The organism is Pseudescherichia vulneris NBRC 102420 (assembly GCF_000759795.1).
Classification (GTDB): domain Bacteria; phylum Pseudomonadota; class Gammaproteobacteria; order Enterobacterales; family Enterobacteriaceae; genus Pseudescherichia; species Pseudescherichia vulneris.
In genome coordinates, this window is the sequence record NZ_BBMZ01000002.1 from 319,192 (window position 1) to 344,722 (window position 25,531).

A 25,531-nucleotide genomic window follows, 5' to 3' on the forward strand; every position below is an offset into this window, starting at 1 on the left:
ATCCACCCCGATAGCGTGACCGGAACGTGGGGGTTCCGGCCCGGCATATTACTTAGCGGCTTTACTTAAGATACGTCCGGCATTGCGCGGGAACTGCTCCGCCGCCTCTTTCACCGTCAGCTTGCCATGATCGATGTTCTCGATGGTGTTGCGCCACAGCTCAACGAATTTTGGGTTATCAAAATAGGGCGAGGTGGGAATGGCATGGGGCAGCGCCAGCGAGGATTTAATCCCGGCCACGGTGATATTGTCCTCCTGAATAACACCCTCCTCGCTCAGCTGCTGGTAGGCCTTTTTACTCAGCGGCGTGCCGCGCTCCAGCCCCATGGCCTTGACGCCCTGCGGATCGTTCATCAGGAAGTCGATCAGCTTCGCGGCCTCCGCCGGATACTTGGTCGATTTGCCGATGCTGAACATCATCGTTGGTTTAAAGAACAGCCCGGCATCTTTGGCTCCCGGCAGCATAAAGAAGGGCCCCAGCTCCAGCTTGTCGTAAGGCGCGGTCAGGTTGTTCTCATACATCACGGCGTTGGTGTTCCACATATAGACACCGCCCCACTTGCCCTGGATCCAGGGCCTCATTTCCCAGGTGTTGGTTTTGCCGTACGAGGTCAGCACCCGCATGGAGGGGAAAACGTGGCTATCCACCAGATCCTTATAGATCTGGAAAAAAGCCTCCCACTGCTGCGGGGTGTAGGTGAATTTACCCGTGCTCTCGTCGATGGCCGGGATGTTGTACTTCTGCACCATCCAGGACTGCACCAGCGTCAGCGACTCCATGTAGTCGAGAACCAGCGGGTATTTCTCTTTATCTTTTGCCGCGAACGCTTTTCCGGCCGCCATCAGCTCCGTCCAGCTCTGCGGATAGCTAACGCCCATCTCTTCCCACAGCTTTTTGTTGTAGTAGAAGCTGCGGGCGGTGACCGCCACCGGCAGACCGTTCAGCTTGCCGTTGACCGTGGTGCTGCTTAACGACTGCGGATCGTACTGTTGGAGATCGATCACCGCCTTTTGGCTATAGAGATCGTAGAAACCGTTGCCGTCCTTTGAGAAGAGCGGTAGCCAGTTCCAGTTGGTCTGGATCACATCCGGCTCGTTTCCTCCGGCTATCTGCACCGTCAGGCGCGACAGGTAGCCTTCCCACCCCGCATATTCCGCCTTCACCTTGATATCCGGATACTTCTCTTCAAACAGTTTGATGGCCTCCAGCGTGGCCTGGTGGCGGCTGTTACCGCCCCACCATGAGATACGGATCTCCGCGGCCTGGGCAGCCGTAAGACAGGAGCACGCCAGCAAAAACGATGCGGCAACGGGGGCGATAAGCTTATGCATGGGAGGCTCCTTGTTTAACCGTGGATCTGGCGTAAGACGTCTTCTGGGATTTCGGCCAGGTAGAGCGCTGGCTTGCCGTCTTTATCGGTACTGAACAAAACCGCTTTCTCATCGGGAGTAAACGACGGATGCGGGTGGGTCACCTGCCGATCGCCGTCCAACACCTGCCATGACGAGCCGTGGCGGGCAATTTTGTGGGCCTGCTTGTTCTTTAAATCAAACAGCCAAAGCCAGGGGTCGCTGGTATCGCCGTAGCCCGCGTTATCAGCGATATCAATGGGCACGCCAGAACCGTCCCCTACCGCCAGCGAACCGTTGTCGTTGCTCATGACGTGCGAGCAGGGCGGCATGGCCATCAGGCGCTCATCTTCACCGGTCTCACCGTCAATGCGGCAGAGATAGCGTACGGGGCTGTTTTTGACATAGGTGACATACATCAGGGCCGAACCATCCGGCACCCAGAACTCATGGGTGTAGCTCTCCCCCGGCGCGGGCTCCCGGGCCTTGCGGATGTTGCTGCCATCTTCATTCATCAGCCACATACGGGCGTCGACGCGATCGAGTGGCCCCTCGTGGCAGAAGGCCACGGTGTTATCATCGAACGGCCGGTAGATGGGGTGCCCCAGCCACTGGTTCTCCTCCAGCAACGTCTCCCGCTCCCCGGTGCGCAGATCGATGCGGATCACCCGGCAGCGCGGCTCTTCAGCATAGAACTCCTGAAAGACAGTCCAGTCGCTGATGGGCCGCCAGCTGTCGCGATGGATCTCTACTCCAACCAGCTTGTCGCAAGCGGAGTTCGCCACCCAGGTACCGTACCCTACCCACTCATCGGGAACGCGGTATACCGCTTCTTCCTGGAGCGTCTCCAGGGTGACGCGCATTAGATTGCGCTCGCCTTTAACGTAATAGAGATAGTTTTCATCGGGAGATAAAAAGCCGCCAAAGGTATTATCCCCTGCCCCTTCGGTTATTTGCGTGGCAATGCCGGTAGCCAGGTCGAGTAGATAATAATTACGATGGGTATCAAACTCGCCGGCAAAAATAAGTTTCTTTCCACCGTCAATAAAGCACTTCTGATAAAAGTAGTTGCGGTGGCAAATAACATCCGTTGGCGTAAAACGGGTAACCTTTGCACCGGTGTCTTCATCAATATAGCGCTCATAGTTCAGTTGCAGCGTTGTACCTTTAGCCATACCTTCCTCTCATTGATACCCAATCAGCCTGGCCGCCTTCGAGCAGGCTCACACTTTCTGGTCTACCCACGCAGCGATGTTTGACCTTTCACCGCGCCGCCTCTAGCATTCCCGCTCAACGTTGCTAGCGGGATGGGCGTAATGACAACCACGAAGCCTTATCTGTTAATGGAAATTAACTCCCCTGAAATATGGCGCTGGTCCTGTTTAGAAAAAACCGTAGAGATGGCGCTACGTTACGGCTTTCAGGGTCTCATTATTCATCAGCAGTCGTTATTAGCCCGCCTGGCCGCGCCGTCACCGCGCTGTAATAGCACCGAGTTAATTAACCTGAAACTGGCTCAGGAAAATGCGCTTATTTATCTGCAACGGGCCGGAGAATATTTGCAGCGCCGCGGCTTACAGTTTTGGTTACAGGGCGAAGCGACGCCCGATAGCCATGAATTAAAGGCAAAGTTCCCGGAGTTCTTTCTCTCTGAAAATAGCGCGAGCGAGTTTATTGACTATTTCTTTCAGCACAGCATTCCGCAGATCCTGGCCGCGCTGCCTGCCGTACGCGGTCTGCGCCTCTCGCTATCGACTCCTGACGTCAGCAGTGAGCGCTGGAAAACGTCATTAAAAACCTTGTACCAGGGCATCCGCCAGCTGGGACGTCAGCTGATCCTGCGTGATTACCAGGACAAAAGCTGGCCCCGGCAAATGCTGCGCGTCGCCCTGGAGGCGCTTCCTGATGATGTCCGCGCCTCGGTTAAGGCTACCGAGCTTGATTACCGCCCGGGCTTTGCCAATAACCCTAACCTGCTTAATATCCTCGACAACCGAAAATGGCTGGAGCTGGATCTCTGGGGCCTGGAGTATGGCTGGACCCTGCTGCCCTGCTATTTGCTGGAGGAGATCCAGCAGCGGCTCGCCTGGCTTGGCCAGCACGCCGACAGCGCGCCCGAGGCCATTACCGTACGCGTCGACTGGGAGTGGCTGCCCGATCTGGCGCTATCCGATTCGCTCAATGAGCTTAATCTGTCCGGCCTGTCCCGCCTGGTTAATGAGCCGGACGTGCCTCCCCGCCAGATTGTGAACCACTGGCTGCAGCAGCGTGCTGCGTCGTCTGTCTCTTCCCACGATCTCAGCGCGATCGGCGATATTATCGTTGCCAGCCACGAGTGGAGCTGTAAGACCCCGACTCTGCTGGGTCGCGTCTTGCAGAGCCATAGCCGCCTTCCAACGGATTTTGCCCATGCCCTGCATCTGCTTCACCTCGATACCCGCAGCGCCAACTGGACGCAGTCCTTTCAACCTCTGATGCCCAGCGACGATCCTGACCTGGGGTATCAGCAGCGCCAGCTGATCGAGCTGGAGATCCAGCGCAGTCGCTTTCTTGCCGACTACATGTACAGCCGCTCGCTTAAGCTTCTGCCCGACTGCCCGCTGGCGGATGAAACCCGGCAGGCCATCAGCGGCAGCGTTGCCCGGGCGCTGAAGTACACTCACCTCTACAGCGCGTTTACTCAGGCGCTCACGCTCAAGCTCTGGCTGCGTAAATATGGTGAGCAGGCGGAGATCCGCTCCCAGCTCAGTGCCGCCCTGCACGAATTCAGTCGTCACAACCGGGAGCTTACGGCGTGGTTTGAGCAGCACGGCGCACAGCATCCGCTTGCTTTCGAAACGCTGCTCAATCCGCAGCGCATCGCTACCCTGATTACCAGCCTGCAACACGATTAAGCGATGGTGTAAGCATGGCGGTACCACAGCGGGAAGTAAATTGCCGGAGCGAGTAGAAAAACGCACGGAAGCTGGATAACGGGAGAAAAAGCGAAGGCCATCACGACCCGGGAAGATTTCAGGTGATGCTGCTCACACTCTGGCTGTAGGGTTTTGTGATCGGGGAAAAGATTTTTGCCACTCAACAAAAAAGCCCAGCAGTGCCGGGCTTTAGTTTAGGTACGCAATATTCACTCTATGACGCGCTTTTCGGTGCTGCTCTCTGCTAACAGCCGATCCCAGTCGCTCGGTGGGTGGCCGCTGGATAACATTGCGCTGAATACCTTGTATGCATCACGTTTGTGATCGTAGGCGCGCCTGGTGGATTCATCGTTTACCCACGCCAGAATAATGGTTCTATGCTGCTCACTGAATCGAAAAAACAACCGGTACTGGCCAAGGAACTTGGCACGAAACCAGTGTTTATTCTCTTCCCCCAGCGTATCTCCTTGCCTGAACCTGGCGTCCATTGGGTTGCCGCAGATTTCCATGTTGATAACCTTCAAAATCGCGGCGAGCAATTTCGTGGCGGCTTTCTTTTGATAGTTATCTGGGTTCTTTTGCTTAAGCTCTTCTACCTGCGCCACCAGCGCTTCAAGTTGTGAATCAAAGCAGGGGTGGGTATACAACTTCCAACCATTAATTTCGGTCGTCTTTCCGTTCATTTGTCCACTTACTCTTCATCAGTAAGCGGAGCGTCGAGGTCGATATCCATATCAGCAGTTAAAGACTCCGCGCGCGCCAGAAGTGAAGCGCGTAACGGTTTAATGCGGCCTGGATTTTCTTGCATATCGTTCTCAAGAAATTGCAGGAAAGAGCCTATTACTGGATCTTCATTTTCCGCAGAATTTTTGCGACACATAAGCACCTGACCATCGGGAAGCACAGCATATTCTATCTCCTCCCCAGGTTTTAACTTCATCGCGTCTCTAACTGAAGCAGGGATAGTCGTCTGGCTGCGAGTGGTGAGTTTTGAAGACGCACGCAGAGACACTCCGGCTTGAGTTAAAAGGTTCATTTGGGTTTGCTCCGCTCTAACGAGTCAAGTTTACATAGCTACTACAACAATAAAAGATAGCGAGCATTGACGGTTTCCCGTGTTGCAAAGAGTAGCTCACCGGCAAAAGCAATGCAAGTGCATTGCAATGCATATGCATTACCAAAGATGAAAGCTAACCAGGAGTGAAAAACAGGCAGGAGATGCCCGGCAGCGCATTGGCCGCCGGGCAAACGAGATTACTCGTCTTCGAGATAGGTGTAGCCGTAAAGGCCAGCTTCGAACTCTTCGAGGAACTGCTGTTGCAGCGCATCGTCCAGCCCGGTCTGCTTCACCTGGTCGCGGAAATGGGTCAGCAGCGTGTTCGGATCGAGCTGCACGTACTCCAGCATATCCGCCACCGTATCCCCTTCATCGGAGAGCTCCACCTCGACGCTGCCGTCCGGGAAGACAAATACGTCAACCGCTTCGGTATCGCCAAACAGGTTATGCATGTTGCCGAGGATCTCCTGGTACGCGCCCACCATAAAGAAGCCCAGCAGCGGCGGGTTGTCAGCATCGTACTCCGGCATCGGCATGGTGGTGGCGATCCCGTCACCGTCCACGTAGTGATCGATCGCGCCGTCGGAGTCGCAGGTGATGTCCAGCAGCACCGCGCGACGTTCCGGGATCTTATCCAGTCCTTCCAGCGGCATCACCGGGAAGAGCTGATCGATACCCCATGCATCCGGCATCGACTGGAACAGCGAGAAGTTGACGTACATTTTGTCCGCCATCCGCTCCTGTAACTCATCGATAATCGGACGGTGCGCGCGGTTGCTCGGATCCAGCTGCTTCTGTACCTCGTGGCACATGTTCAGGTAGAGCTGCTCTGCCCAGGCGCGCTCCTGCAGGCTGAATGCGCCGGAGGAGTAGCCGATATGAATATCGTGCAGATCCATCTGGCTGTCGTGCAGCCACTCGCGCAGCGAGCGACGGGTACCGGGCTCGTGCATCTCCTGCCAGGTCTCCCACATGCTTTGCAGAGCGCGTGGCGCATTCTCAGCAGGCGGCGTCGCTTCGGTATATTCGTTGCGCTCCACGCCGATGATGTTCGACACCAGCACGGTATGGTGCGCGGTCACGGCGCGGCCCGACTCGGTGATCACCGTCGGGTGCGGCAGGCCGTTCTCTTCACAGGCGTCGCCAATGGCCCAGATGATGTTATTCGCATACTCGTTCAGGCCGTAGTTGACCGAGCAGTCAGACTGGGAGCGGGTGCCCTCATAGTCCACACCCAGGCCGCCGCCCACGTCAAAGCATTCGATATTCACGCCCAGCTTGTGCAGCTCAACGTAGAAACGGGCCGATTCACGCACGCCGGTGGCGATATCGCGAATGTTCGCCATCTGCGAACCGAGGTGGAAGTGCAGAAGCTGGATGCTGTCGAGGCGTCCGCGCTCACGAAGGATCTCTACCAGCTGCAGCACCTGCGTAGCCGCGAGGCCGAACTTGGATTTTTCGCCGCCGGAGGATTGCCACTTGCCGGAGCCCTGCGATGCCAGACGCGCACGCACGCCGAGGCGCGGCACCACGTTCAGGCGCTCAGCCTCTTCCAGCACGATGGCGACTTCAGACATCTTCTCGATGACCAGATAGACCTTATGGCCCATCTTCTCGCCGATCAGCGCCAGGCGAATGTATTCCCGGTCTTTATAGCCGTTACAGACGATAACGCTGCGGGTCATGCCCGCGTGCGCCAGAACCGCCATCAGCTCCGCTTTCGAACCGGCCTCAAGGCCCAGCGGCTCGCCGGAGTGGATCAGGGATTCAATAACGCGGCGGTGCTGGTTAACCTTGATCGGGTAGACCAGAAAGTAGTCGCCCTTATAGCCGTAGGACTCACGGGCACGCTTGAACGCGGCGTTAATTGAGCGCAGACGGTGCTGTAGGATCTGCGGAAAGCAGAACAGCGCAGGCAGGCGTTGCCCTTGGGCCTCACGGGCTTTTACCAGCTGAGCGAGGTCAACGCGCGCATCCGGTACGTCAGGATCGGGGCAGACGGTGATGTGGCCCAGTTCGTTGACGTCGTAGTAGTTATTGCCCCACCAGGCAATATTGTATGTGCGCAGCATTTTACTGGCTTCCTGGGAGCTCATCGCTACCTCCTGCATGGAACGTAGTACACCCTGTTCGCCCGCTGACGAAGGCGAAACCGAAGAAATGTCGTCAGACATAGCGAACCTCAAATTGTATTAGTAAGTGTAAAACAGTTGACTACTATCGCGATTAGGAACGGCGATAACAACCCATAAACAGCCCGGTTATCCAGCGTATTATGCTGAAGCGTGGGCCGTGCGACCGGTTTCTGGTTCATATCATTGTAAAACACGTATCCGAACTCTGTATGACAAGGTTCGGCGAAACCACGAGAAAACTCCTGAATTAACAAGAGCGCCCTTGTTCGGTGTCACCAGGCGTAACCGGCCCTGGAGTCCTGAGAAGCGCCGAAATGGGTATAACATCGGCAGGTTTGCAGAGTAGATTTGCGGGTAGCGGGAAATGCGTGCAGGCCAGAACGGCGCGGCAGATTTAGCAGTAAACAACGGTTCATTATTGGGTATCACCTCCACGCCAACCAGCTGGTTAGCGGCTGGTCAAGGCATACAAGCCGCGTGCGGCGTTTTATACCGATAACCGGGTGAAAATGCAAAATAAAAAAGCCCGTTTTGCCGTGCGCGTAGAGAAAGTGACAGCATCAATTTCACCCATAGTGCGATGAATATCAAAAAATGCTGGAAACAGGGTCAAGAAGTAACCTAAAATAGCCGTCCAGATGTTAATCCATCCATACTGATTAACTCTCAGACTTCCTGTGCCACTAACCTGCACGCCTCATAAAGGCCCATACAGGCATAGCGTTTGAGCTAACAAAATTTCCCCCAGGGTGAAGAGAACATGGCAAAACACCTTTTTACGTCCGAGTCAGTTTCCGAAGGGCATCCTGACAAAATCGCTGACCAGATTTCCGACGCGGTTCTGGATGCAATTCTTGAGCAGGATCCGAAAGCACGCGTGGCGTGTGAAACCTACGTTAAAACCGGCATGGTTTTAGTCGGCGGTGAGATCACCACCAGCGCATGGGTTGATATCGAAGAGATTACCCGTAACACCGTGCGTGAAATTGGCTATGTCCATTCGGATATGGGCTTTGACGCGAACTCCTGTGCGGTACTGAGCGCTATCGGTAAGCAGTCTCCGGATATCAACCAGGGCGTTGACCGTGCCGATCCGCTGGAGCAGGGTGCAGGCGACCAGGGCCTGATGTTTGGCTATGCCACTAACGAAACCGACGTGCTGATGCCAGCGCCGATCACCTACGCCCACCGTCTGGTGCAGCGTCAGGCTGAAGTGCGTAAAAACGGTACTCTGCCGTGGCTGCGCCCGGATGCAAAGAGCCAGGTGACCTTCCAGTACGATGACGGCAAAATTGTCGGCATCGACGCGGTAGTGCTCTCTACCCAGCATGCAGAAGATATCGACCAGAAATCGCTGCAGGAAGGCGTGATGGAAGAGATCATCAAGCCTATTCTGCCGGCAGAGTGGCTGAACACCTCTACCAAATTCTTTATCAACCCGACCGGCCGCTTTGTTATCGGTGGCCCGATGGGCGACTGCGGCCTGACCGGCCGTAAAATCATCGTGGATACCTACGGCGGCATGGCCCGTCACGGCGGCGGCGCGTTCTCCGGTAAAGATCCTTCCAAGGTTGACCGCTCTGCGGCCTACGCGGCGCGCTACGTAGCGAAAAATATCGTTGCTGCTGGCCTGGCGGACCGCTGTGAAATTCAGGTCTCCTACGCCATCGGCGTGGCCGAGCCGACCTCTATCATGGTGGAAACCTTCGGCACCGAGAAGATCGCCTCTGAGCAGCTGACTCTGCTGGTGCGCGAGTTCTTCGACCTGCGTCCGTATGGTCTGATCCAGATGCTGGATCTGCTGCACCCGATCTACAAAGAGACTGCCGCTTACGGTCACTTTGGTCGCGAACACTTCCCGTGGGAAAAAACCGACAAAGCTGCCGTACTGCGTGACGCCGCTGGCCTGAAATAAACCAGACGTCCCTCCTCTCCCCCAGGCCAGCCTCGTGCTGGCCTTTTTTATACCGCTCTATTGATAACGATTACACGCACTCATCGCGGGCCCATTTGGCCAAATTAGGCAAAATGCTGTTCGAGGCGGGTTTGTTACATAATATTTCGGTATAGTCTGACTCCCTTTACACAAGATTACGCTACTATTCATTAACTCTATGATTTGTCTTGTTACTTTCTAGTGACAATCTTTGAGCCTAGTGTAACCGATTACACTGGTGTGATTAGGTTCACATCTTTTTACGCAGCTCTAACCTAACCTTTATACCGTTAAAATTGATAACCCAACTGGAGGGCAGAATGCCTGACAATAAAAAATCGGGGCGCTCGAACAAGGCAATGACGTTCTTTGTCTGTTTTCTCGCCGCGCTGGCCGGACTGCTTTTCGGCCTTGATATCGGCGTTATTGCGGGCGCGCTGCCCTTTATCGCTGACGAGTTCCAGATTAGTTCACATATGCAAGAGTGGGTAGTGAGCTCCATGATGTTTGGTGCCGCTGTCGGTGCCGTCGGCAGCGGCTGGCTCTCCTTCAAGCTGGGCCGTAAAAAGAGCCTGATGATTGGCGCGATCCTGTTTGTGCTCGGCTCGCTCTTCTCCGCGGCTGCGCCCAACGTTGAAGTGCTGATCCTCTCCCGCGTGCTGCTGGGGCTGGCGGTCGGCGTGGCCTCTTACACTGCTCCGCTCTACCTCTCTGAGATCGCCCCGGAGAAGATCCGCGGCAGTATGATTTCGATGTACCAGCTGATGATCACCATCGGTATTCTGGGTGCCTACCTCTCCGATACCGCCTTTAGCTACAGCGGCGCATGGCGCTGGATGCTTGGCGTGATCATCATTCCGGCCATCCTGCTGCTGATTGGCGTCTTCTTCCTGCCGGATAGCCCGCGCTGGTTTGCCGCCAAACGCCGCTTCCACGATGCCGAGCGCGTGCTGCTGCGCCTGCGTGATACCAGCGCCGAAGCCAAGCACGAGCTGGATGAGATCCGTGAAAGCTTAAAGGTAAAACAGAGTGGCTGGGCGCTGTTTAAAGAGAACAGCAACTTCCGCCGCGCGGTATTCCTTGGCGTGCTGTTGCAGGTGATGCAGCAGTTCACCGGGATGAACGTCATCATGTACTACGCGCCGAAAATCTTTGAGCTGGCGGGTTACACTAATACCACTGAGCAGATGTGGGGTACGGTTATTGTTGGCCTGACCAACGTGCTGGCGACCTTTATCGCTATCGGACTGGTGGATCGCTGGGGCCGTAAGCCAACGCTGGTGCTGGGCTTCCTGGTGATGGCTGCCGGTATGGGTATTCTGGGTACCATGATGCACATCGGTATTCACTCGCCAACGGCGCAGTACTTTGCTGTCGCGATGCTGCTGATGTTTATCATTGGTTTCGCTATGAGCGCCGGTCCGCTGATCTGGGTACTGTGCTCTGAGATCCAGCCGCTGAAAGGGCGTGATTTCGGTATCACCTGCTCTACCGCGACCAACTGGATCGCCAATATGATTGTCGGCGCGACCTTCCTGACCATGCTCAACTCGCTGGGCAACGCCAACACCTTCTGGGTATACGGTGGACTGAACGTGCTGTTCATTGTCCTGACCCTGTGGCTGGTACCGGAAACCAAGCATGTCTCGCTGGAACACATCGAGCGTAACTTGATGAAAGGACGTAAGCTGCGCGAGATTGGCGCAAGCAACTAACCTAATGAGCTTCCTCTCGCCTGAGAGGAAGCTTTTTTACCTCACCCGCCGAGATTAACTTCCCCGATACGTTGAGTAGCCATACGGGCTTAACAGCAACGGAACGTGATAGTGCTCATCTGTTTTGCTGATGTGGAATTCAACCGGGATCTCCGGGAAAAAACTCTCCTGCTTTTTGCTGTCAAACCAGGGCTTGGTTTTAAACGTCACGCGGTAATCACCCGGTTTCGCTTCCTGCTCCGGCCATAGCGCTTTAATTCGACCATCTTTGTCGGTATAGCCGCTATTCAGTTTTTGCCATCCATCGTTGTTTTTCTGCTCCAGCACCACCTCAACGTTGGAGGCAGGTTTACCGCTTTGCTGATCGAGAATATGCACGCTCAGAATATTGTTGGCCGCCGCCATCGCAAGAGGAGATGCGGAAATAACAGCGAGCATCGCTGCGCTCAGGATGTACTTTTTCATGTGTTGCTCCAGTTCAAGTTGGTACCTGAAATGTATATGACCCGCGCGCTGTTAACCTGACAGGAGGATTACAATTTCGTCATCTTTGATGATATTTTTACCCCTCGCCTGCTGCTTATGACATAGTGAATCCATGAAGATTCTACTGATTGAAGATAATCAAAAAACCAGCGACTGGGTCAGTCAGGGATTGACCGAGGCGGGCTATGTCGTGGATACGGTAAGCGACGGCAGAGACGGACTACGCCTCGCGCTGCATGAGCCCTATTCGCTGATTATTTTAGATATTATGCTGCCGGGACTGGATGGCTGGCAGGTTCTGAAGGCAATAAGAACGGCGCATCAAACACCGGTTATTTGCCTTACCGCGCGGGATGCGGTCGAGGACAGAGTCAAAGGGCTGGAGTTGGGGGCCAATGATTATCTGGTTAAACCCTTCTCCTTTGCTGAGCTATTAGCCAGGGTACGCACCCAGCTGCGAAATAATCCCGTTGCCCATACGCATTTGAAATCTCACGGGCTGGAGATGGACTCCGTTAAGCAAAGCGTCTCCCGTGATGGGAAAACAATTGTGCTAACCCGCAAGGAGTTTCTCCTGCTGTGGCTGCTGGTTTCCAGGGTCGGCGAAATTATTCCCCGCGCGGTGATTGCCAGCGAGGTATGGGGAATTAATTTTGACAGTGAAACCAACACGGTTGATGTTGCCATTCGCCGCCTGCGGGCAAAAGTTGACGATCCTTTTACGACTAAATTGATCGGCACCGTCAGAGGCATGGGTTACAGATTCGGGGCAGATGAAGACAGTGAAACCTGAGTTATCAATGACGTTACGCCTGACGCTATCCTTTGTGCTGGTGATGGCGTTGGCCTGCACCGGCGTAAGCTGGACGTTATACCGGGCGCTAAGCCACGAATTAACGTGGCGGGATGATATCACCCTGATTAACCGCGCTGAGCAGATCAGGCAGCTGTTACTTGATGGTGCCAAAGCAGAAAATCTTCCGCTCTATTTTAACCGGATGATGGATACCCGTCAGGATATTCTGCTCATCCACTCCCCCGACGCGCGGAATATTTCCGTCAATCATACGGGCGTGGATCCCTCCCTGCTGGATGCCCTGCCATCGCTGAAAAAGCCTGATTTAGAGACGATCGCCAAACGCGATATCGCAGGCACACAGCTTTCAGCGGTGCGGATCGCCGCGCTCAGCTATGACCAGCCTGTGACTATTACCGTCGCCAGGCTGGCGTCAGAGCGACAATATATGCTTGAACAGTATCGCGATAACAGCATCATGATTTGCATTATCGCTATTCTGCTCTGCTCTGCGCTAAGCCCGCTTTTGATCAGAAACGGCCTGAAAGCTATTCATGCTCTGAGCCGGTTGACGGCGAATATAGACAGTCGCGGTCTTAGCCAGCCTCTGGATGAAAAGACCCTGCCTATTGAACTGAAGCCCTTGGGTAGCGCGTTGAATATTATGCGTCAGAAACTGGATAACGATTTTACCCGGCTTAATCAGTTTGCTGACGATCTGGCCCATGAATTACGTACGCCGGTCAATATTCTGCTTGGCCATAACCAGGTGGTGCTCAATAAAGAGCGCACCATTGATGAATATCAGCAGGCGCTGGCGAATAATATTGAAGAGCTTGAGGGGCTTTCCCGCTTAACTGAAAATATTCTTTTCCTCGCCCGCGCCGAGCATAATAATATTCTGCTTAAAAAAGAGCCTGTTTCTTCTGCTGAGGCGATAGGTAATCTTATCGATTTCCTGGAGTATGAGGCCGACGAAAAAAATATCACCTTCGTCACCGCATGCGAGGGCACGCTTCAGGCCGATCGGATACTGCTCCAGCGAGTACTGTTAAATCTGCTCAGCAATGCGGTGCGCTATTCGCCGGAAAATGCGGCGATCCGCATAAATACGTGGGCAAGAGAAAGTGAAACAGTTGTTGAAGTGATTAACCCCGGCCCCGAACTGGATGCGCCGGACAAGCTATTTAACCGTTTCTGGCGAGGCGATAATGCCCGCCACTCCTCCGGCTATGGGTTGGGGTTATCCATGGTGAAAGCGATTATGGAATTGCACGGAGGCTCGGCAGAGTACCGCTTTGCCGAGGGGGAGCATATCTTCTCCCTGCGTTTTCCTGCCTGAGCAACGGGTTCTGTTGCAGCCGCTTTTTTTAGCGATTATTCTCTGGCGTTATGAAAACACCCCGTATCCCCATCGCCCTCCAGCAGGCCGTTATGCGCAGCCTGCGGGACAAGCTTGCCCAGGCCAACCGCCACCTTGAACGTCACTATCCGGAACCCACGCTGGTCTATCAGCAGCGCGGCGCGGCGGCGGGTACGGCCTGGCTGGCCAGCTATGAGATCCGTTTGAATCCGGTGCTGCTGCTGGAGAACCAGCAGGCGTTTATTGACGAAGTTGTCCCGCACGAGCTGGCGCACCTGCTGGTGTGGAAGCATTTTGGCCGCGTTGCGCCGCACGGCAAAGAGTGGAAGTGGATGATGGAGAGCGTGCTCGGCGTCCCTGCCCGCCGCACCCACCAGTTTGAGCTGGCTTCGGTACGGCAGAACACGTGGCCCTACCGCTGCGCCTGCCAGCAGCATCAGCTGACCGTGCGCCGCCATAACCGCATCCTGCGCGGCGAAGCGGTCTACCGCTGCGTCCACTGCGGCGAGCCGCTGGTTGCCGAACCGGCATCGGCCTGAACAAGCAAACGCTTTTTTGAACTGACTGATTGCATCTGAGAACCGCATTCGCTAGGGTGCGACGATCTTATGCAATGGAGTTTGTCATGTCCCGCCCCTACCTTCTTACCCTTACCCTATTGGCCGCGAGCCTCTCCCATTCTGCGCTGGCCGAGGGTATTCACAGTTTCGCCCAGGCCAAGGCGGCAGGCGTAAAGATCAACGCCGACGCGCCGGGGGATTTCTACTGCGGCTGCACCATTATCTGGCAGGGCAAGAAAGGCGTCGTCGATCTCGCCTCCTGCGGCTATAAGGTGCGTAAAAATGCCAACCGCGCCAGCCGTATCGAGTGGGAGCACGTTGTGCCCGCCTGGCAGTTCGGCCACCAGCGCCAGTGCTGGCAGGACGGCGGACGTAAAAACTGTGCGAAGGATCCGGTCTATCGCCAGATGGAGAGCGACATGCACAACCTGCAGCCCGCCGTCGGCGAGGTCAACGGCGATCGCGGCAACTTTATGTACAGCCAGTGGAACGGCGGCGAGGGTCAGTACGGCCAGTGTGACATGAAGGTCGACTTCAAAGAGAAGCTGGCCGAGCCACCTGCCCGTGCCCGCGGGGCCATCGCCCGCATCTACTTCTATATGCGCGATCGCTATTCGCTGTCGCTCTCCCGCCAGCAAACGCAGCTGTTTGAGGCCTGGAACAAGATCTATCCCGTCACGCCCTGGGAGTGCGAGCGCGACAGGCGTATCAATAAGGTTCAAGGCAACCCCAATCCCTACGTGCAGCGCGCTTGTCAGGAGTGAAAGAGCTAACCTACACTAGCGCCATCTTGTTAACCGTGCGGCAGCCTTGCCGCACGCTCTATCCCGGACGATGTTTTCATGCGTAAACCCCGCATTTATCACCCTGAACTCCTCACCGTTGGCCAGCAGGTTGCGCTAAGCGACGATGCGGCCAACCACGTCGGTCGCGTGCTGCGCATGGGCACAGGCCAACCCCTGCAGCTCTTCGACGGCAGCAACCAGCTTTTTGAGGCTGAGATCGTGCGTGCCGATAAGAAAAGCGTGGTGGTGAACCTGATCGCCGGTGAAATCGACGATCGGGAGTCGCCGCTGCATATTCATCTTGGCCAGGTGATGTCCCGGGGCGAAAAGATGGAATTCACCATCCAGAAATCGATCGAACTGGGCGTAAGCCTCATTACGCCACTTTTTTCTGAGCGCTGCGGGGTTAAACTGGATCCTGAACGCCTGAATAAGAAGATCCAGCAGTGGCAGAAAATTGCGATTGCTGCCTGCGAGCAGTGTGGCCGCAACCGGATCCCGGAGATACGTCCGGCCATGGATCTGGAGGCCTGGTGCGCCGAGCCTGATGAGGGGCTGAAGCTGAACCTGCATCCGCGCGCCAGCGCCAGCATCAATACGCTGCCGCTCCCGGTTGAGCGCGTGCGGCTGCTGATTGGCCCGGAAGGCGGCCTGACGGCGAACGAGATCGCCATGACCGCAGACTATCAGTTTACTGATATCCTGTTAGGACCACGCGTTTTGCGCACTGAAACCACCGCGCTCACCGCCATTACCGCACTCCAGGTGCGTTTCGGTGATTTGGGGTAAGACTGGCTACAGGTTTAAACGGAGAAAGCGAATGATTAAGCTCGGCATTGTGATGGATCCCATCGCAAGCATTAACATCAAAAAAGACTCCAGCTTTGCCATGCTGCTGGAAGCCCAGCGTCGTGGCTATGAGCTGCACTATATGGAGATGGCGGATCTCTATCTGATCAACGGCCAGGCCCGTGCCCGCACGCGTACCCTGAGCGTCGAGCAGAACTATGACCAGTGGTATACGTTCAACGGCGAGCAGGATATCGAGCTGGCCGATCTTGACGTCGTGCTGATGCGTAAGGATCCGCCGTTTGATACCGAATTCGTCTACGCCACCTATATTCTGGAGCGCGCGGAAGAGAAAGGCACGCTGATCGTCAACAAGCCGCAGAGCCTGCGCGACTGCAACGAGAAGCTGTTCACCGCCTGGTTCCCGGAGCTGACCCCGGAAACGCTGGTGACCCGCAACAAAGCGCAGCTTAAGGCATTCTGGCAGAAGCACAGCGACATCATCCTGAAACCGCTGGACGGCATGGGCGGCGCGTCGATCTTCCGCGTGAAAGAGGGCGATCCAAACCTCGGGGTGATTACGGAAACGCTGACCGAGCACGGCACCCGTTACTGCATGGCGCAGAACTATCTGCCGGCGATCAAAGACGGCGACAAGCGCGTGCTGGTTGTCGATGGCGAACCCGTTCCCTACTGCCTGGCGCGTATTCCGCAGGGCGGCGAAACCCGTGGCAACCTGGCCGCAGGGGGTCGTGGTGAACCGCGTCCGCTCAGTGACAGCGACTGGGATATCGCCCGCCGCGTCGCGCCTACCCTGAAAGCCAAAGGGCTGATCTTTGTGGGTCTGGATATCATCGGCGATCGCCTGACGGAGATTAACGTCACCAGCCCGACCTGCATTCGTGAAATCGAAGCGGAGTTCCCGGTCTCCATTACCGGTATGCTGATGGACGCGATTGAAAAGCGTCTCGGCAACTAAATTCAGCACGCCCGTAACGGCCTGTTTGCAGGTGAAGGACCCGGATTTGCGATCCGCAGGGATAGCAAAGCGGGTGCTTTCACCGCATACTGGGTACTTGTCGCTTTTTGACCAGGAACAGAACCCTGACAATGAATTTACAGCATCACTTTTTGATTGCCATGCCTGCTCTCCAGGATCCTTTCTTCCGCCGTGCCGTGGTCTATATCTGCGAATATAACGAAGATGGCGCGATGGGGATCATCATCAATAAGCCGCTGGAGAACCTGAAGGTCGAAGGGGTACTGGACAAGCTCAAGATCAAGCCCGAAGGGCGTAATCCGGCGATCCGTCTGGATAAGCCGGTACTGCTTGGCGGCCCGCTGGCAGAAGATCGCGGCTTTATCCTGCATACGCCGCCAGCAAAATTCTCCTCAAGCATTCGCATCTCGGATAACACGGTGATCACCACCTCCCGGGACGTGCTGGAGACGCTCGGCACTGACGAGCAGCCTGCCGATGTGCTGGTGGCTCTCGGCTACGCCTCGTGGGAAAAAGGCCAGCTTGAGCAGGAGATCCTCGACAACGCCTGGCTCACCGCCCCGGCAGACCAGAATATCTTGTTCAAAACGCCTATCGCCGACCGCTGGCGCGATGCGGCAAAGCTGATCGGCATTGATATCTCCACCATGCCCGGTGTGGCGGGACACGCCTGATGAGCGGCACTCTGTTAGCCTTTGATTTCGGCACCAAAAGCATCGGCGTGGCGATTGGCCAGCGTATCACCGGCACCGCCCGTCCGCTGACGGCGCTGAAAGCGCAAAACGGCACCCCGGACTGGAACCTGATTGAGCGTCTGCTTAAAGAGTGGCAGCCGGATGAGGTGGTGGTCGGTCTGCCGCTAAACATGGACGGCAGCGAACAGCTGCTGACCGCCCGGGCGCGCAACTTTGCCAATAAGATCCACGGCCGCTTCGGGGTCCGCGTTGCCCTGCACGACGAGCGCCTGAGCACCGTTGAGGCGCGCTCAGGACTCTTCGCCCACGGCGGCTACCGGGCGCTGAACAAGGGCAGCGTTGACTCCGCCTCGGCGGTGATCATTCTCGAAAGCTATTTCGAACAGCACGTCTGATCTTAACCCTTCTCTGCCAGCCGCCCGGCGGCGACCCGCTGCTGACGGCTCTGGCTGAAGGTCTGCATCCCCGCATGCTGCCCGGTCTGCATCAGGCCGGGAAGCTGGTGGGTTTTGCCCTCGCGGATCAGGTTCGCCACCGCCGGGGTATTCACCAGTAGTTCAAACAGCGCCACGCGTCCGCCCTGCTTATCGGCTTCCAGCGTTTGTGCCAGCACCGCCTGCAGGCTGCCCGCCAGCTGGCTGCGCACCCAGACTTTCTCCTCGGCCGGAAAGGTATCGATTAGCCGCTCTACCGCCTGCGCCGCCCCCCGGGTGTGCAGCGTGGCCAGCACCAGATGCCCGGTCTCGGCGGCGGTGAGCGCCAGACGAATGGTCTCACTGTCCCGCAGCTCGCCGATTAAAATGACGTCCGGATCCTCTCGCAGCGCGGCGCGCAGGCCGTCGGCAAACGACGGGCAGTGCTGGCCTATCTCCCGCTGCTCGATCAGGCACTGTGCGCCCTGATGAACAAACTCCACCGGATCCTCCAGGGTGAGAATGTGCCCTGCCAGGCGGTGGTTGAGATAGTCGACCATTGCCGCAAGGGTCGTGGATTTACCGCTGCCGGTTGCGCCGGTGACCAGCACCAGCCCGCTGTCGCAGGCCAGGATCTGCTCCAGCGCAGGCGGCGTATCCAGGGCGTAGAGCTTTGGGCACGTAGCGGGCAGCAGGCGCAGCGCCAGCGAGATACCGTGATGGTGCATAAAGGCGCTGGCCCGCAGCCGCTGCTGGCTCGCCAGCGCAAGGGCAAAGTCTACCTGCCGGTTGGCCCACCACTCTCCCTGCTGCTCGTCCGTCAGCGTGTCGCGGAGGATCGCCTCGATATCCGGCGGCGGAAACGGAGCGTCTTCAAGCTTACCCTGCCTGCGCCAGCGCGGCGGCCAGGCGCTGCACAGGTGTAGATCCGAAACGTTATGCTTTACACTAAGGGCCACTATGTCTTCCATATCCATGATTAAGCCTCCGGAAAAGATGAACGATATCGCGCATAACCTGGCACAGGTCCGGGACAAAATCTCAGCCGCTGCGCTGCGCTGCGGCCGTGCTTCAGAAGATGTTGCTCTGCTTGCAGTCAGCAAAACCAAACCTGCGAGCGCCGTCGCAGAGGCTATCGACGCCGGACAGCGCGCTTTTGGCGAAAACTATGTTCAGGAGGGGGTGGATAAAATTCGCCACTTCCAGGAGCAGGGCGTCACCGGGCTGCAATGGCACTTTATTGGCCCCTTGCAGTCCAACAAAAGCCGCCTGGTGGCAGAGCATTTTGACTGGTGTCATACCGTCGATCGCCTGCGCATCGCCAGCCGTCTGAGCGACCAGCGTCCAGCGGGCATGCCTCCGCTTAACATCCTGATTCAAATCAATATTAGCGATGAGGAGAGTAAGTCCGGCATTCCTCTTGCCGAGCTGGATGCCCTCGCCGATCAGGTTGCCGAGCTGCCTGGCGTCTGCCTGCGCGGGCTGATGGCGATCCCCGCTCCCGTGTCAAATTATGAAAGGCAGTTTGCGGTGGCACAGCAAATGGCTGTAGCATTTGACGCGCTTAAATTGCGCTACCCAACGGTAGATACGCTCTCTCTGGGGATGAGCGACGATATGGAAGCCGCCATCGCGGCGGGCAGCACCCTGGTACGCATCGGCACCGCCATATTTGGTGCCCGTGACTATACAAAAAATTAAGGAAAACTGAGGAACGCCATGAAGACGTTGTCTTTCCTGCTCTCAACGGTAATTGAGCTTTACACGATGGTGCTGCTGTTACGGGTCTGGATGCAGTGGGCCCGCGTAGATTTTTATAACCCGTTCTCACAGTTTATCGTGAAGATCACCCAGCCGGTGGTGGGGCCGCTGCGCCGCATTATCCCGGCGATGGGCCCCCTCGACAGCGCCTCGTTGCTGCTGGCTTTTGTGCTGTGCGTGCTTAAGGCTATCGTGCTGTTTATGGTGGTGACCTTCCAGCCGATTATCTGGATTGCCGCCGTGCTGATCCTGCTGAAGACCATCGGCCAGCTGATCTTCTGGGTGCTGCTGCTGATGGCCATCATGAGCTGGGTCAGCCAGGGCCGCAGCCCAGTTGAGTTTGTGCTGATGCAGCTCGCCGAGCCGCTGCTGCGCCCTATCCGCCGACTGCTGCCGTCGATGGGCGGGATCGACTTCTCGCCGATGATCCTGGTGCTGCTGCTCTATGTAATCAATATGGGCATTGCCGAGCTGCTGCAGGGCACGGGGAATATGCTGCTACCGGGGCTGTGGATGGCGCTGTAAGCGCCATCGGTCGCGGTTTATATGAATCAGGATTTAACTATGCAAAAAGTTGTTCTTGCCACCGGCAACGCCGGTAAAGTGCGCGAGCTGGCCTCGCTGCTTAACGATTTTGGTCTCGACGTGGTGGCGCAAACCGAGCTGGGCGTGGAGTCCGCCGATGAAACCGGCCTGACCTTTATCGAGAACGCGATCATCAAAGCGCGTCACGCTGCGCAGGTTACCGGCCTGCCGGCGATTGCCGACGACTCCGGGCTGGCGGTTGACGCCCTCGGCGGCGCGCCGGGGATCTACTCCGCACGCTTTGCCGGGGCAGACGCCAGTGACCAGCAGAACCTGGAGAAGCTGCTGGTGGAGCTGCAGGACGTGCCGGACAGCGAGCGCCAGGCCCAGTTCCACTGCGTGCTGGTCTATATGCGCCACGCTGACGATCCAACTCCGCTGGTGTGCCACGGCAGCTGGCAGGGTACCATCGCCCGTGCGCCTGCGGGCAACGGCGGTTTTGGCTACGATCCTATCTTCGTTGTGCCGGAGGCAGGCAAAACCGCTGCCGAACTGAGCGCTGACGAGAAACGCGCCGTCTCCCATCGGGGACAGGCGCTGAAACTGTTACTGGAAGCCCTGCGTAATGGCTGATTTGCCACCTCTGAGCCTTTACATCCATATCCCCTGGTGCGTGCAGAAGTGTCCCTACTGCGACTTCAACTCGCACGCGCTAAAGGGCGAAGTCCCCCATGACGACTACGTTCAGCATCTGCTGAGCGATCTCGACGCTGATGCACCCTGGGCACAGGGGCGAGAGGTGCAGACGATCTTTATCGGCGGCGGAACGCCGAGCCTGCTCTCAGGCCCGGCGATGCAGACCCTGCTCGACGGCGTACGGGCGCGTCTTAATCTGGCCGCTGACGCGGAAATCACCATGGAAGCTAACCCCGGCACGGTGGAGGCCGACCGCTTTGTCGACTACCAGCGGGCGGGTGTTAACCGTATCTCCATTGGCGTGCAGAGCTTTAACGAAGCCAAGCTGACGCGGTTGGGGCGTATCCACGGTCCGGAGGAGGCGAAGCGCGCTGCCCGGCTGGCAACGGGTCTGGGGCTGCGCAGTTTTAACCTCGATCTGATGCACGGCCTGCCGGATCAGACGCTGGAAGAGGCGCTGGACGATCTGCGTCAGGCCATCGAGCTCAACCCACCGCATCTCTCCTGGTATCAGCTGACCATTGAGCCGGGCACGCTGTTCGGCTCACGTCCCCCGGTGCTACCGGATGACGATTCGCTGTGGGAGATCTTCGAGCAAGGGCACCAGCTGCTGACGGCGGCAGGCTATCAGCAGTATGAGACCTCGGCCTATGCGAAGCCGGGCTACCAGTGCCAGCATAACCTGAACTACTGGCGCTTCGGTGACTATCTCGGTATTGGCTGCGGCGCGCATGGCAAGGTGACCTTCGCGGATGGGCGCATTCTGCGTACCGCTAAAACGCGCCATCCGCGGGGCTATATGCAGGGAACCTACCGCGACCGGCAGCATGATGTGGACACCGCCGACAAGCCGTTTGAGTTCTTTATGAACCGCTTTCGCCTGCTGGAGCCTGCGCCACGTGGGGAGTTTACCCGCTACACCGGGCTGGATGAGTCGGCGATCCGTCCGCAGATCGCGCGCGCCCTGGCGCTGAACTATGTCACCGAGTCCGCTGAGGCATGGCAGATAACGGAGCACGGCAAGCTGTTTTTGAACTCGCTGCTGGAGCTGTTTCTCGCTGAATAGCCTGTGTGAGCTCGTACTGACATCAGCACGAGCTCACCGGCGAGCCCGATTACTTAAATCCCTTCTGCTCTTTAATCAGCTCGTACGCTTTTTGAATATCCTGCGCTTTCTGCTTCGCCATTTCCATCATCTCCGGCGGCAGCCCTTTTGCCACCAGCTTATCCGGATGGTGCTCGCTCATCAGCTTGCGGTAGGCGCGCTTGATGGTGGTAGCGTCATCGGTGGGCTTCACGCCCAGCACGTTGCAGGCATCCTCCAGGGTCGGCCCGCGTTGAGCCTGCTGCCAGCCGCCGTTTGACTGCTGCTGCCCGTTAAAGCCGCCGCCAAACTGCGCCCCACCCTGCATCATGCGCAGGAACTGGTCGAACTGGACGCGGGAGATCCCCAGCTCCTCGGCAATGACGTACAGCACCGTACGTTCGTTCGGATGCAGTGAACCGTCGGCAAACGCCGCCTGGATCTGAATTTCCAGAAACATCCTAATCAGATCGAAGCGGCCAAAACAGACGCTGCGGAACTGACGCATCTTTTCCCGCAGCGGATAGTTATCGGTTTTGCCGACGCGAAACGCCTGCTGGGCTAACGCACGTGAATCGCCATGCAGGTTGAGCCGGTCCATAAACAGGCTCGCCACCTGAATATCCGCCTCGGTAACGCGCCCCTTGGATTTGGTTAGATGCCCCATCACCTCAAAGGTGGTGGCAAAAAAGAGCGTCTGACGCTCGCGCTGGTTGGCAAAAAACGCCATTTTGCGGCCGCGCGCCTTGTCAAACATGTGCCCAATGAGTAAGCCGAGGACCACGCCCCAGAAACCGCCGCCCATCATTAATGCGATGGCGACGCCAATCACTTTTCCCCAATACTGCATATACTCCCCAAATGGTCATGCCGTCGGCTAAGATTTGCATTATCATACCCGTCATTCTATGCCGTGCACAGGCACAGCCTTCTCTACCAGGCTCGAAAGCGGGCAGGATTAACACTAGCGCTGTGCAGGTGAGTAAGTTAGTCTCTGAGCGCTTGCAAGCTGAAAAGCCACTGATGACGGAACAACAAATACAACGTATGAAAAAACGTATTCCCACCCTTCTGGCCACAATGATTGGCTCAGCCCTGTACAGTCAGCAGGGGCTGGCAGCCGATCTCGCCTCGCAATGTCTGCTGGGCGTCCCGAGCTATAACCGTCCTCTGGTAGAGGGCGAACCTAACCAGCTGCCCGTCACTATTAACGCCGATAACGCGAAGGGTGACTATCCTGAAGATGCCGTATTTACCGGCAACGTGGATGTTCAACAGGGTAACAGCCGTCTGAAAGCGGACGAGATGCAGCTTCACCAGCAGCAGCCGGAGGGCCAGCCCGAGCCGGTCCGTACCGTCGATGCGCTGGGCAACGTGCACTATGATGATAACCAGGTGATCCTGAAAGGGCCAAAAGCCTGGGCGAACCTGAATACCAAAGACACCAACGTCTGGAACGGTGACTACCAGCTGGTAGGACGCCAGGGGCGCGGCACCGCTGACCTGATGAAGCAGCGCGGTGAGAACCGCTATACCATTCTCGACAATGGGACCTTTACCTCCTGTCTGCCGGGGTCTAATACCTGGAGCGTGGTGGGTAGCGAAGTGATCCAGGATCGCGAGGAGCAGGTCGCCGAGATCTGGAACGCGCGCTTTAAGCTGGGTCCGGTTCCGGTGTTCTACAGCCCCTATTTGCAGCTGCCGATTGGCGACAAGCGCCGCTCCGGCTTCCTGATCCCGAACGCCAGATACAGCTCCAAGAACTACTTTGAATTTACGCTGCCGTACTACTGGAACATTGCGCCGAACTTTGACGCCACCATTACGCCGCACTATATGGACAAGCGGGGCAGCATTCAGTGGCAGAACGAATTCCGCTATCTGACTCAGGCGGGTATGGGCCTGATGGAGTTCGACTACCTGCCGTCGGATGACGTCTTCAAAGAAGACTATCCTACCGAGTCTGATAAGCACCGCTGGCTCTTCTACTGGCAGCACGCGGGCGTAATGGATCAGGTATGGCGCTTCAACGTCGACTATACCAAGGTCAGCGATCCGTACTACTTCAACGATTTTACGTCCACCTACGGCTCCAGTACCGACGGCTACGCCACGCAGAAATTCAGCGTGGGCTACGCGCTGGATAACTTTGACGCCACGGTGACGACCAAACAGTTCCAGGTCTTTGACGCCGAGCACAGCAACTCCTACGCCGCTCAGCCGCAGCTGGATGTTAACTACTACCAGAACGACGTCGGGCCGTTTGATACCCGTATCTACGGTCAGGCCGTGCACTTCTCGAATACCAATTCGGATCTGCCGGAAGCTACCCGTCTGCACCTGGAGCCGACGATTAGCCTGCCGCTCTCTAACCAGTGGGGCAGCCTCAATACCGAAGCGAAGCTGCTGGCGACCCACTATCAGCAGACTAACCTCGACTACTATAACGAAAACGCACTCGCAACAAACGGTACCGAGCTGAAAGATTCCGTCAACCGCGTGATGCCACAGTTTAAGGTGGACGGTAAGCTGGTCTTTGAGCGTGATATGAACTGGCTGGCAGGCTATAGCCAGACGCTGGAGCCGCGTGCCCAGTATCTCTACGTGCCCTACCGCGACCAGAGCCATATCAACAACTATGACTCGGCTCTGCTGCAGTTTGACTACGGCGGCCTGTTCCGCGACAGAACCTACGGCGGCCTCGACCGCATCGCGTCAGCGAACCAGGTGACCACCGGGATCACATCGCGTGTTTATGATCAGGAATCGGTTGAACGTTTTAACATTTCCGTGGGTCAAATCTACTACTTCACCGAGTCCCGTACCGGTGATGACAAAATCAAATGGGAAGAAGACGATCAGACCGGATCGGTGGTTTGGGCGGGTGATACCTACTGGCGAATGAGCGAACGCTGGGGCCTGCGCGGCGGCGTACAGTACGATACGCGCCTCGATAACGTGGCCAACGGCAACGCAACGCTGGAGTACCGTCGCGATGAGGATCGGCTCCTGCAGCTGAACTACCGCTACGCCAGCGAGGAGTATATTCAGGCGACGCTGCCAAACTACGCTTATGCCCCCCAGAGCAAAGACGGTATTTCTCAGGTGGGTGCGGTGGCAAGCTGGCCGATCGTCGATCGCTGGTCCGTTGTTGGAGCTTACTACTTCGACACCAAACAGAACAAAGCCGCCGATCAGATGCTGGGTTTGCAGTATAACTCCTGCTGCTACGCTATCCGCTTCGGCTATGAGCGTAAACTCAACGGTTGGGGACCTGCGCCGACCGAGAGCGTCTACGACAACGTCGTCGGCTTTAACATCGAGCTGCGTGGTCTGAGCTCGAACTACGGGCTGGGCACGCAGCAGATGCTGCGTTCGAACATTCTGCCTTACAGTAGCTCTTTGTAATCTAGTCGTTTAGTTATGAAGTTGATTTGCCACGTAATCCGCATTGCGGTTAATTGAAATGG

Annotated in this window: 26 protein-coding genes; 16 read left to right on the top strand and 10 right to left on the bottom strand. The window is 56.8% G+C overall.

Features of this window, described 5'->3' with window-relative positions:
• Positions 1-48: 48 nt before the first annotated feature.
• Positions 49-1,332, bottom strand: coding sequence for an ABC transporter substrate-binding protein (locus tag EV102420_RS01635; protein WP_042388092.1), 1,284 nt, complete (start codon positions 1,330-1,332; stop codon positions 49-51).
• A 14-nt stretch (positions 1,333-1,346) separates the two neighbouring features.
• Positions 1,347-2,525 carry an oligogalacturonate lyase family protein gene (locus tag EV102420_RS01640; RefSeq protein ID WP_042388094.1) on the bottom strand — a complete coding sequence of 393 codons (1,179 nt, stop codon included), beginning with the start codon at positions 2,523-2,525 and terminating at the stop codon, positions 1,347-1,349.
• A 141-nt stretch (positions 2,526-2,666) separates the two neighbouring features.
• On the opposite strand from EV102420_RS01640, the gene EV102420_RS01645 reads away from it, so the two are divergent.
• On the top strand, positions 2,667-4,244 hold the full coding sequence (locus EV102420_RS01645) for a hypothetical protein (protein ID WP_131405986.1): 1,578 nt from the start codon (positions 2,667-2,669) through the stop codon (positions 4,242-4,244).
• Between the two features lie 230 nt (positions 4,245-4,474).
• Here EV102420_RS01645 and EV102420_RS01650 read toward each other — a convergent pair whose 3' ends face one another.
• The 5 genes from EV102420_RS01650 to yqgG form a co-directional block, all read right to left on the bottom strand.
• Positions 4,475-4,948 carry a type II toxin-antitoxin system YhaV family toxin gene (locus EV102420_RS01650; RefSeq protein WP_042388098.1) on the bottom strand — a complete coding sequence of 158 codons (474 nt, stop codon included), beginning with the start codon at positions 4,946-4,948 and terminating at the stop codon, positions 4,475-4,477.
• 8 nt (positions 4,949-4,956) lie between these two features.
• Complete coding sequence (locus EV102420_RS01655; RefSeq protein WP_042388100.1) at positions 4,957-5,301, bottom strand: type II toxin-antitoxin system PrlF family antitoxin; 345 nt, start codon at positions 5,299-5,301, stop codon at positions 4,957-4,959.
• 218 nt (positions 5,302-5,519) lie between these two features.
• The gene (gene speA / locus EV102420_RS01660; RefSeq protein WP_072015168.1) at positions 5,520-7,496 is read right to left on the bottom strand and encodes a biosynthetic arginine decarboxylase; all 1,977 of its coding nucleotides are present in this window, start codon (positions 7,494-7,496) and stop codon (positions 5,520-5,522) included.
• Positions 7,497-7,504: 8 nt separating this feature from the next.
• Positions 7,505-7,636 carry an acid stress response protein YqgB gene (gene yqgB, locus EV102420_RS21005; RefSeq protein WP_131405990.1) on the bottom strand — a complete coding sequence of 44 codons (132 nt, stop codon included), beginning with the start codon at positions 7,634-7,636 and terminating at the stop codon, positions 7,505-7,507.
• A gap of 93 nt (positions 7,637-7,729) precedes the next feature.
• Positions 7,730-7,873 carry a small protein YqgG gene (gene yqgG, locus EV102420_RS22955; protein ID WP_419721304.1) on the bottom strand — a complete coding sequence of 48 codons (144 nt, stop codon included), beginning with the start codon at positions 7,871-7,873 and terminating at the stop codon, positions 7,730-7,732.
• A 344-nt stretch (positions 7,874-8,217) separates the two neighbouring features.
• Between yqgG and metK the strand changes: the two genes are divergently transcribed.
• Both metK and galP read left to right on the top strand, forming a co-directional pair.
• Positions 8,218-9,372 carry a methionine adenosyltransferase gene (gene metK, locus EV102420_RS01665; RefSeq protein ID WP_042388103.1) on the top strand — a complete coding sequence of 385 codons (1,155 nt, stop codon included), beginning with the start codon at positions 8,218-8,220 and terminating at the stop codon, positions 9,370-9,372.
• Positions 9,373-9,713: 341 nt separating this feature from the next.
• Positions 9,714-11,108, top strand: a complete 1,395-nt coding sequence (gene galP / locus EV102420_RS01670; RefSeq protein WP_042388105.1) for a galactose/proton symporter — start codon at positions 9,714-9,716, stop codon at positions 11,106-11,108.
• A gap of 54 nt (positions 11,109-11,162) precedes the next feature.
• Here galP and hiuH read toward each other — a convergent pair whose 3' ends face one another.
• The gene (gene hiuH / locus EV102420_RS01675) at positions 11,163-11,573 is read right to left on the bottom strand and encodes a hydroxyisourate hydrolase (RefSeq protein WP_042388107.1); all 411 of its coding nucleotides are present in this window, start codon (positions 11,571-11,573) and stop codon (positions 11,163-11,165) included.
• 133 nt (positions 11,574-11,706) lie between these two features.
• Between hiuH and hprR the strand changes: the two genes are divergently transcribed.
• The 8 genes from hprR (at position 11,707) to ruvX (ending at position 17,977) form a co-directional block, all read left to right on the top strand.
• Positions 11,707-12,387: a response regulator transcription factor HprR gene (hprR, locus tag EV102420_RS01680; protein ID WP_042388110.1), complete on the top strand. Its 681-nt coding sequence runs from the start codon at positions 11,707-11,709 to the stop codon at positions 12,385-12,387.
• 7 nt (positions 12,388-12,394) lie between these two features.
• The gene (locus EV102420_RS01685) at positions 12,395-13,732 is read left to right on the top strand and encodes a heavy metal sensor histidine kinase (RefSeq protein ID WP_042388112.1); all 1,338 of its coding nucleotides are present in this window, start codon (positions 12,395-12,397) and stop codon (positions 13,730-13,732) included.
• Between the two features lie 50 nt (positions 13,733-13,782).
• Positions 13,783-14,292, top strand: coding sequence for a SprT family zinc-dependent metalloprotease (locus EV102420_RS01690; RefSeq protein WP_042388115.1), 510 nt, complete (start codon positions 13,783-13,785; stop codon positions 14,290-14,292).
• A gap of 86 nt (positions 14,293-14,378) precedes the next feature.
• Positions 14,379-15,077, top strand: a complete 699-nt coding sequence (endA, locus tag EV102420_RS01695) for a deoxyribonuclease I (RefSeq protein ID WP_042388117.1) — start codon at positions 14,379-14,381, stop codon at positions 15,075-15,077.
• A gap of 78 nt (positions 15,078-15,155) precedes the next feature.
• A complete protein-coding gene (rsmE, locus tag EV102420_RS01700) occupies positions 15,156-15,887 on the top strand; it encodes a 16S rRNA (uracil(1498)-N(3))-methyltransferase (protein WP_042388120.1) in 732 nt (243 codons plus the stop codon).
• A 31-nt stretch (positions 15,888-15,918) separates the two neighbouring features.
• Positions 15,919-16,866, top strand: coding sequence for a glutathione synthase (gene gshB, locus EV102420_RS01705; protein WP_042388122.1), 948 nt, complete (start codon positions 15,919-15,921; stop codon positions 16,864-16,866).
• Positions 16,867-16,997: 131 nt separating this feature from the next.
• Positions 16,998-17,561 carry a YqgE/AlgH family protein gene (locus tag EV102420_RS01710; RefSeq protein ID WP_042388125.1) on the top strand — a complete coding sequence of 188 codons (564 nt, stop codon included), beginning with the start codon at positions 16,998-17,000 and terminating at the stop codon, positions 17,559-17,561.
• A complete protein-coding gene (ruvX, locus tag EV102420_RS01715; RefSeq protein ID WP_042388127.1) occupies positions 17,561-17,977 on the top strand; it encodes a Holliday junction resolvase RuvX in 417 nt (138 codons plus the stop codon). Before EV102420_RS01710 ends, ruvX begins: the two co-directional genes overlap by 1 nt.
• Before the next feature lie 2 nt (positions 17,978-17,979).
• Here the strand turns inward: ruvX and EV102420_RS01720 are convergent, their stop codons facing one another.
• Positions 17,980-18,972 carry a type IV pilus twitching motility protein PilT gene (locus tag EV102420_RS01720; protein WP_042388129.1) on the bottom strand — a complete coding sequence of 331 codons (993 nt, stop codon included), beginning with the start codon at positions 18,970-18,972 and terminating at the stop codon, positions 17,980-17,982.
• Between the two features lie 19 nt (positions 18,973-18,991).
• Between EV102420_RS01720 and EV102420_RS01725 the strand changes: the two genes are divergently transcribed.
• The 4 genes from EV102420_RS01725 to hemW are packed head-to-tail and all read left to right on the top strand — an operon-like array spanning position 18,992 to position 22,043.
• Complete coding sequence (locus EV102420_RS01725) at positions 18,992-19,696, top strand: YggS family pyridoxal phosphate-dependent enzyme (RefSeq protein ID WP_042388605.1); 705 nt, start codon at positions 18,992-18,994, stop codon at positions 19,694-19,696.
• A gap of 18 nt (positions 19,697-19,714) precedes the next feature.
• Entirely contained in the window at positions 19,715-20,281 is a 567-nt protein-coding gene (locus EV102420_RS01730; protein ID WP_042388131.1) for a YggT family protein, read from the top strand.
• Positions 20,282-20,320: 39 nt separating this feature from the next.
• Positions 20,321-20,914 (top strand): XTP/dITP diphosphatase, encoded by a 594-nt coding sequence (locus EV102420_RS01735; RefSeq protein WP_042388133.1) that lies wholly within the window; start codon positions 20,321-20,323, stop codon positions 20,912-20,914.
• The gene (gene hemW / locus EV102420_RS01740) at positions 20,907-22,043 is read left to right on the top strand and encodes a radical SAM family heme chaperone HemW (protein ID WP_042388135.1); all 1,137 of its coding nucleotides are present in this window, start codon (positions 20,907-20,909) and stop codon (positions 22,041-22,043) included. Before EV102420_RS01735 ends, hemW begins: the two co-directional genes overlap by 8 nt.
• 49 nt (positions 22,044-22,092) lie before the next feature.
• Here hemW and djlA read toward each other — a convergent pair whose 3' ends face one another.
• Positions 22,093-22,911, bottom strand: a complete 819-nt coding sequence (gene djlA, locus EV102420_RS01745) for a co-chaperone DjlA (RefSeq protein WP_042388137.1) — start codon at positions 22,909-22,911, stop codon at positions 22,093-22,095.
• A gap of 197 nt (positions 22,912-23,108) precedes the next feature.
• On the opposite strand from djlA, the gene lptD reads away from it, so the two are divergent.
• Positions 23,109-25,469: an LPS assembly protein LptD gene (lptD, locus tag EV102420_RS01750; RefSeq protein ID WP_042388138.1), complete on the top strand. Its 2,361-nt coding sequence runs from the start codon at positions 23,109-23,111 to the stop codon at positions 25,467-25,469.
• The last annotated feature ends 62 nt before the right edge of the window (positions 25,470-25,531 follow it).

Bases quoted from the DNA above. Each gene is read 5' to 3' on its own strand.
- galP (WP_042388105.1), top strand. From the start codon at position 9,714: ATGCCTGACAATAAAAAATCGGGGCGCTCGAACAAGGCAATGACGTTC.
- hprR (WP_042388110.1), top strand. From the start codon at position 11,707: ATGAAGATTCTACTGATTGAAGATAATCAAAAAACCAGCGACTGGGTC.
- gshB (WP_042388122.1), top strand. From the start codon at position 15,919: ATGATTAAGCTCGGCATTGTGATGGATCCCATCGCAAGCATTAACATC.
- endA (WP_042388117.1), top strand. From the start codon at position 14,379: ATGTCCCGCCCCTACCTTCTTACCCTTACCCTATTGGCCGCGAGCCTC.
- hiuH (WP_042388107.1), bottom strand. From the start codon at position 11,573: ATGAAAAAGTACATCCTGAGCGCAGCGATGCTCGCTGTTATTTCCGCA.
- yqgG (WP_419721304.1), bottom strand. From the start codon at position 7,873: ATGAACCGTTGTTTACTGCTAAATCTGCCGCGCCGTTCTGGCCTGCAC.
- EV102420_RS01640 (WP_042388094.1), bottom strand. From the start codon at position 2,525: ATGGCTAAAGGTACAACGCTGCAACTGAACTATGAGCGCTATATTGAT.
- EV102420_RS01725 (WP_042388605.1), top strand. From the start codon at position 18,992: ATGAACGATATCGCGCATAACCTGGCACAGGTCCGGGACAAAATCTCA.
- EV102420_RS01645 (WP_131405986.1), top strand. From the start codon at position 2,667: ATGACAACCACGAAGCCTTATCTGTTAATGGAAATTAACTCCCCTGAA.
- EV102420_RS01655 (WP_042388100.1), bottom strand. From the start codon at position 5,301: ATGAACCTTTTAACTCAAGCCGGAGTGTCTCTGCGTGCGTCTTCAAAA.
- EV102420_RS01650 (WP_042388098.1), bottom strand. From the start codon at position 4,948: ATGAACGGAAAGACGACCGAAATTAATGGTTGGAAGTTGTATACCCAC.
- EV102420_RS01735 (WP_042388133.1), top strand. From the start codon at position 20,321: ATGCAAAAAGTTGTTCTTGCCACCGGCAACGCCGGTAAAGTGCGCGAG.
- speA (WP_072015168.1), bottom strand. From the start codon at position 7,496: ATGTCTGACGACATTTCTTCGGTTTCGCCTTCGTCAGCGGGCGAACAG.
- lptD (WP_042388138.1), top strand. From the start codon at position 23,109: ATGAAAAAACGTATTCCCACCCTTCTGGCCACAATGATTGGCTCAGCC.
- EV102420_RS01690 (WP_042388115.1), top strand. From the start codon at position 13,783: ATGAAAACACCCCGTATCCCCATCGCCCTCCAGCAGGCCGTTATGCGC.
- EV102420_RS01720 (WP_042388129.1), bottom strand. From the start codon at position 18,972: ATGGATATGGAAGACATAGTGGCCCTTAGTGTAAAGCATAACGTTTCG.
- ruvX (WP_042388127.1), top strand. From the start codon at position 17,561: ATGAGCGGCACTCTGTTAGCCTTTGATTTCGGCACCAAAAGCATCGGC.
- djlA (WP_042388137.1), bottom strand. From the start codon at position 22,911: ATGCAGTATTGGGGAAAAGTGATTGGCGTCGCCATCGCATTAATGATG.
- EV102420_RS01730 (WP_042388131.1), top strand. From the start codon at position 19,715: ATGAAGACGTTGTCTTTCCTGCTCTCAACGGTAATTGAGCTTTACACG.
- metK (WP_042388103.1), top strand. From the start codon at position 8,218: ATGGCAAAACACCTTTTTACGTCCGAGTCAGTTTCCGAAGGGCATCCT.
- hemW (WP_042388135.1), top strand. From the start codon at position 20,907: ATGGCTGATTTGCCACCTCTGAGCCTTTACATCCATATCCCCTGGTGC.
- yqgB (WP_131405990.1), bottom strand. From the start codon at position 7,636: ATGAACCAGAAACCGGTCGCACGGCCCACGCTTCAGCATAATACGCTG.
- EV102420_RS01710 (WP_042388125.1), top strand. From the start codon at position 16,998: ATGAATTTACAGCATCACTTTTTGATTGCCATGCCTGCTCTCCAGGAT.
- EV102420_RS01685 (WP_042388112.1), top strand. From the start codon at position 12,395: ATGACGTTACGCCTGACGCTATCCTTTGTGCTGGTGATGGCGTTGGCC.
- rsmE (WP_042388120.1), top strand. From the start codon at position 15,156: ATGCGTAAACCCCGCATTTATCACCCTGAACTCCTCACCGTTGGCCAG.
- EV102420_RS01635 (WP_042388092.1), bottom strand. From the start codon at position 1,332: ATGCATAAGCTTATCGCCCCCGTTGCCGCATCGTTTTTGCTGGCGTGC.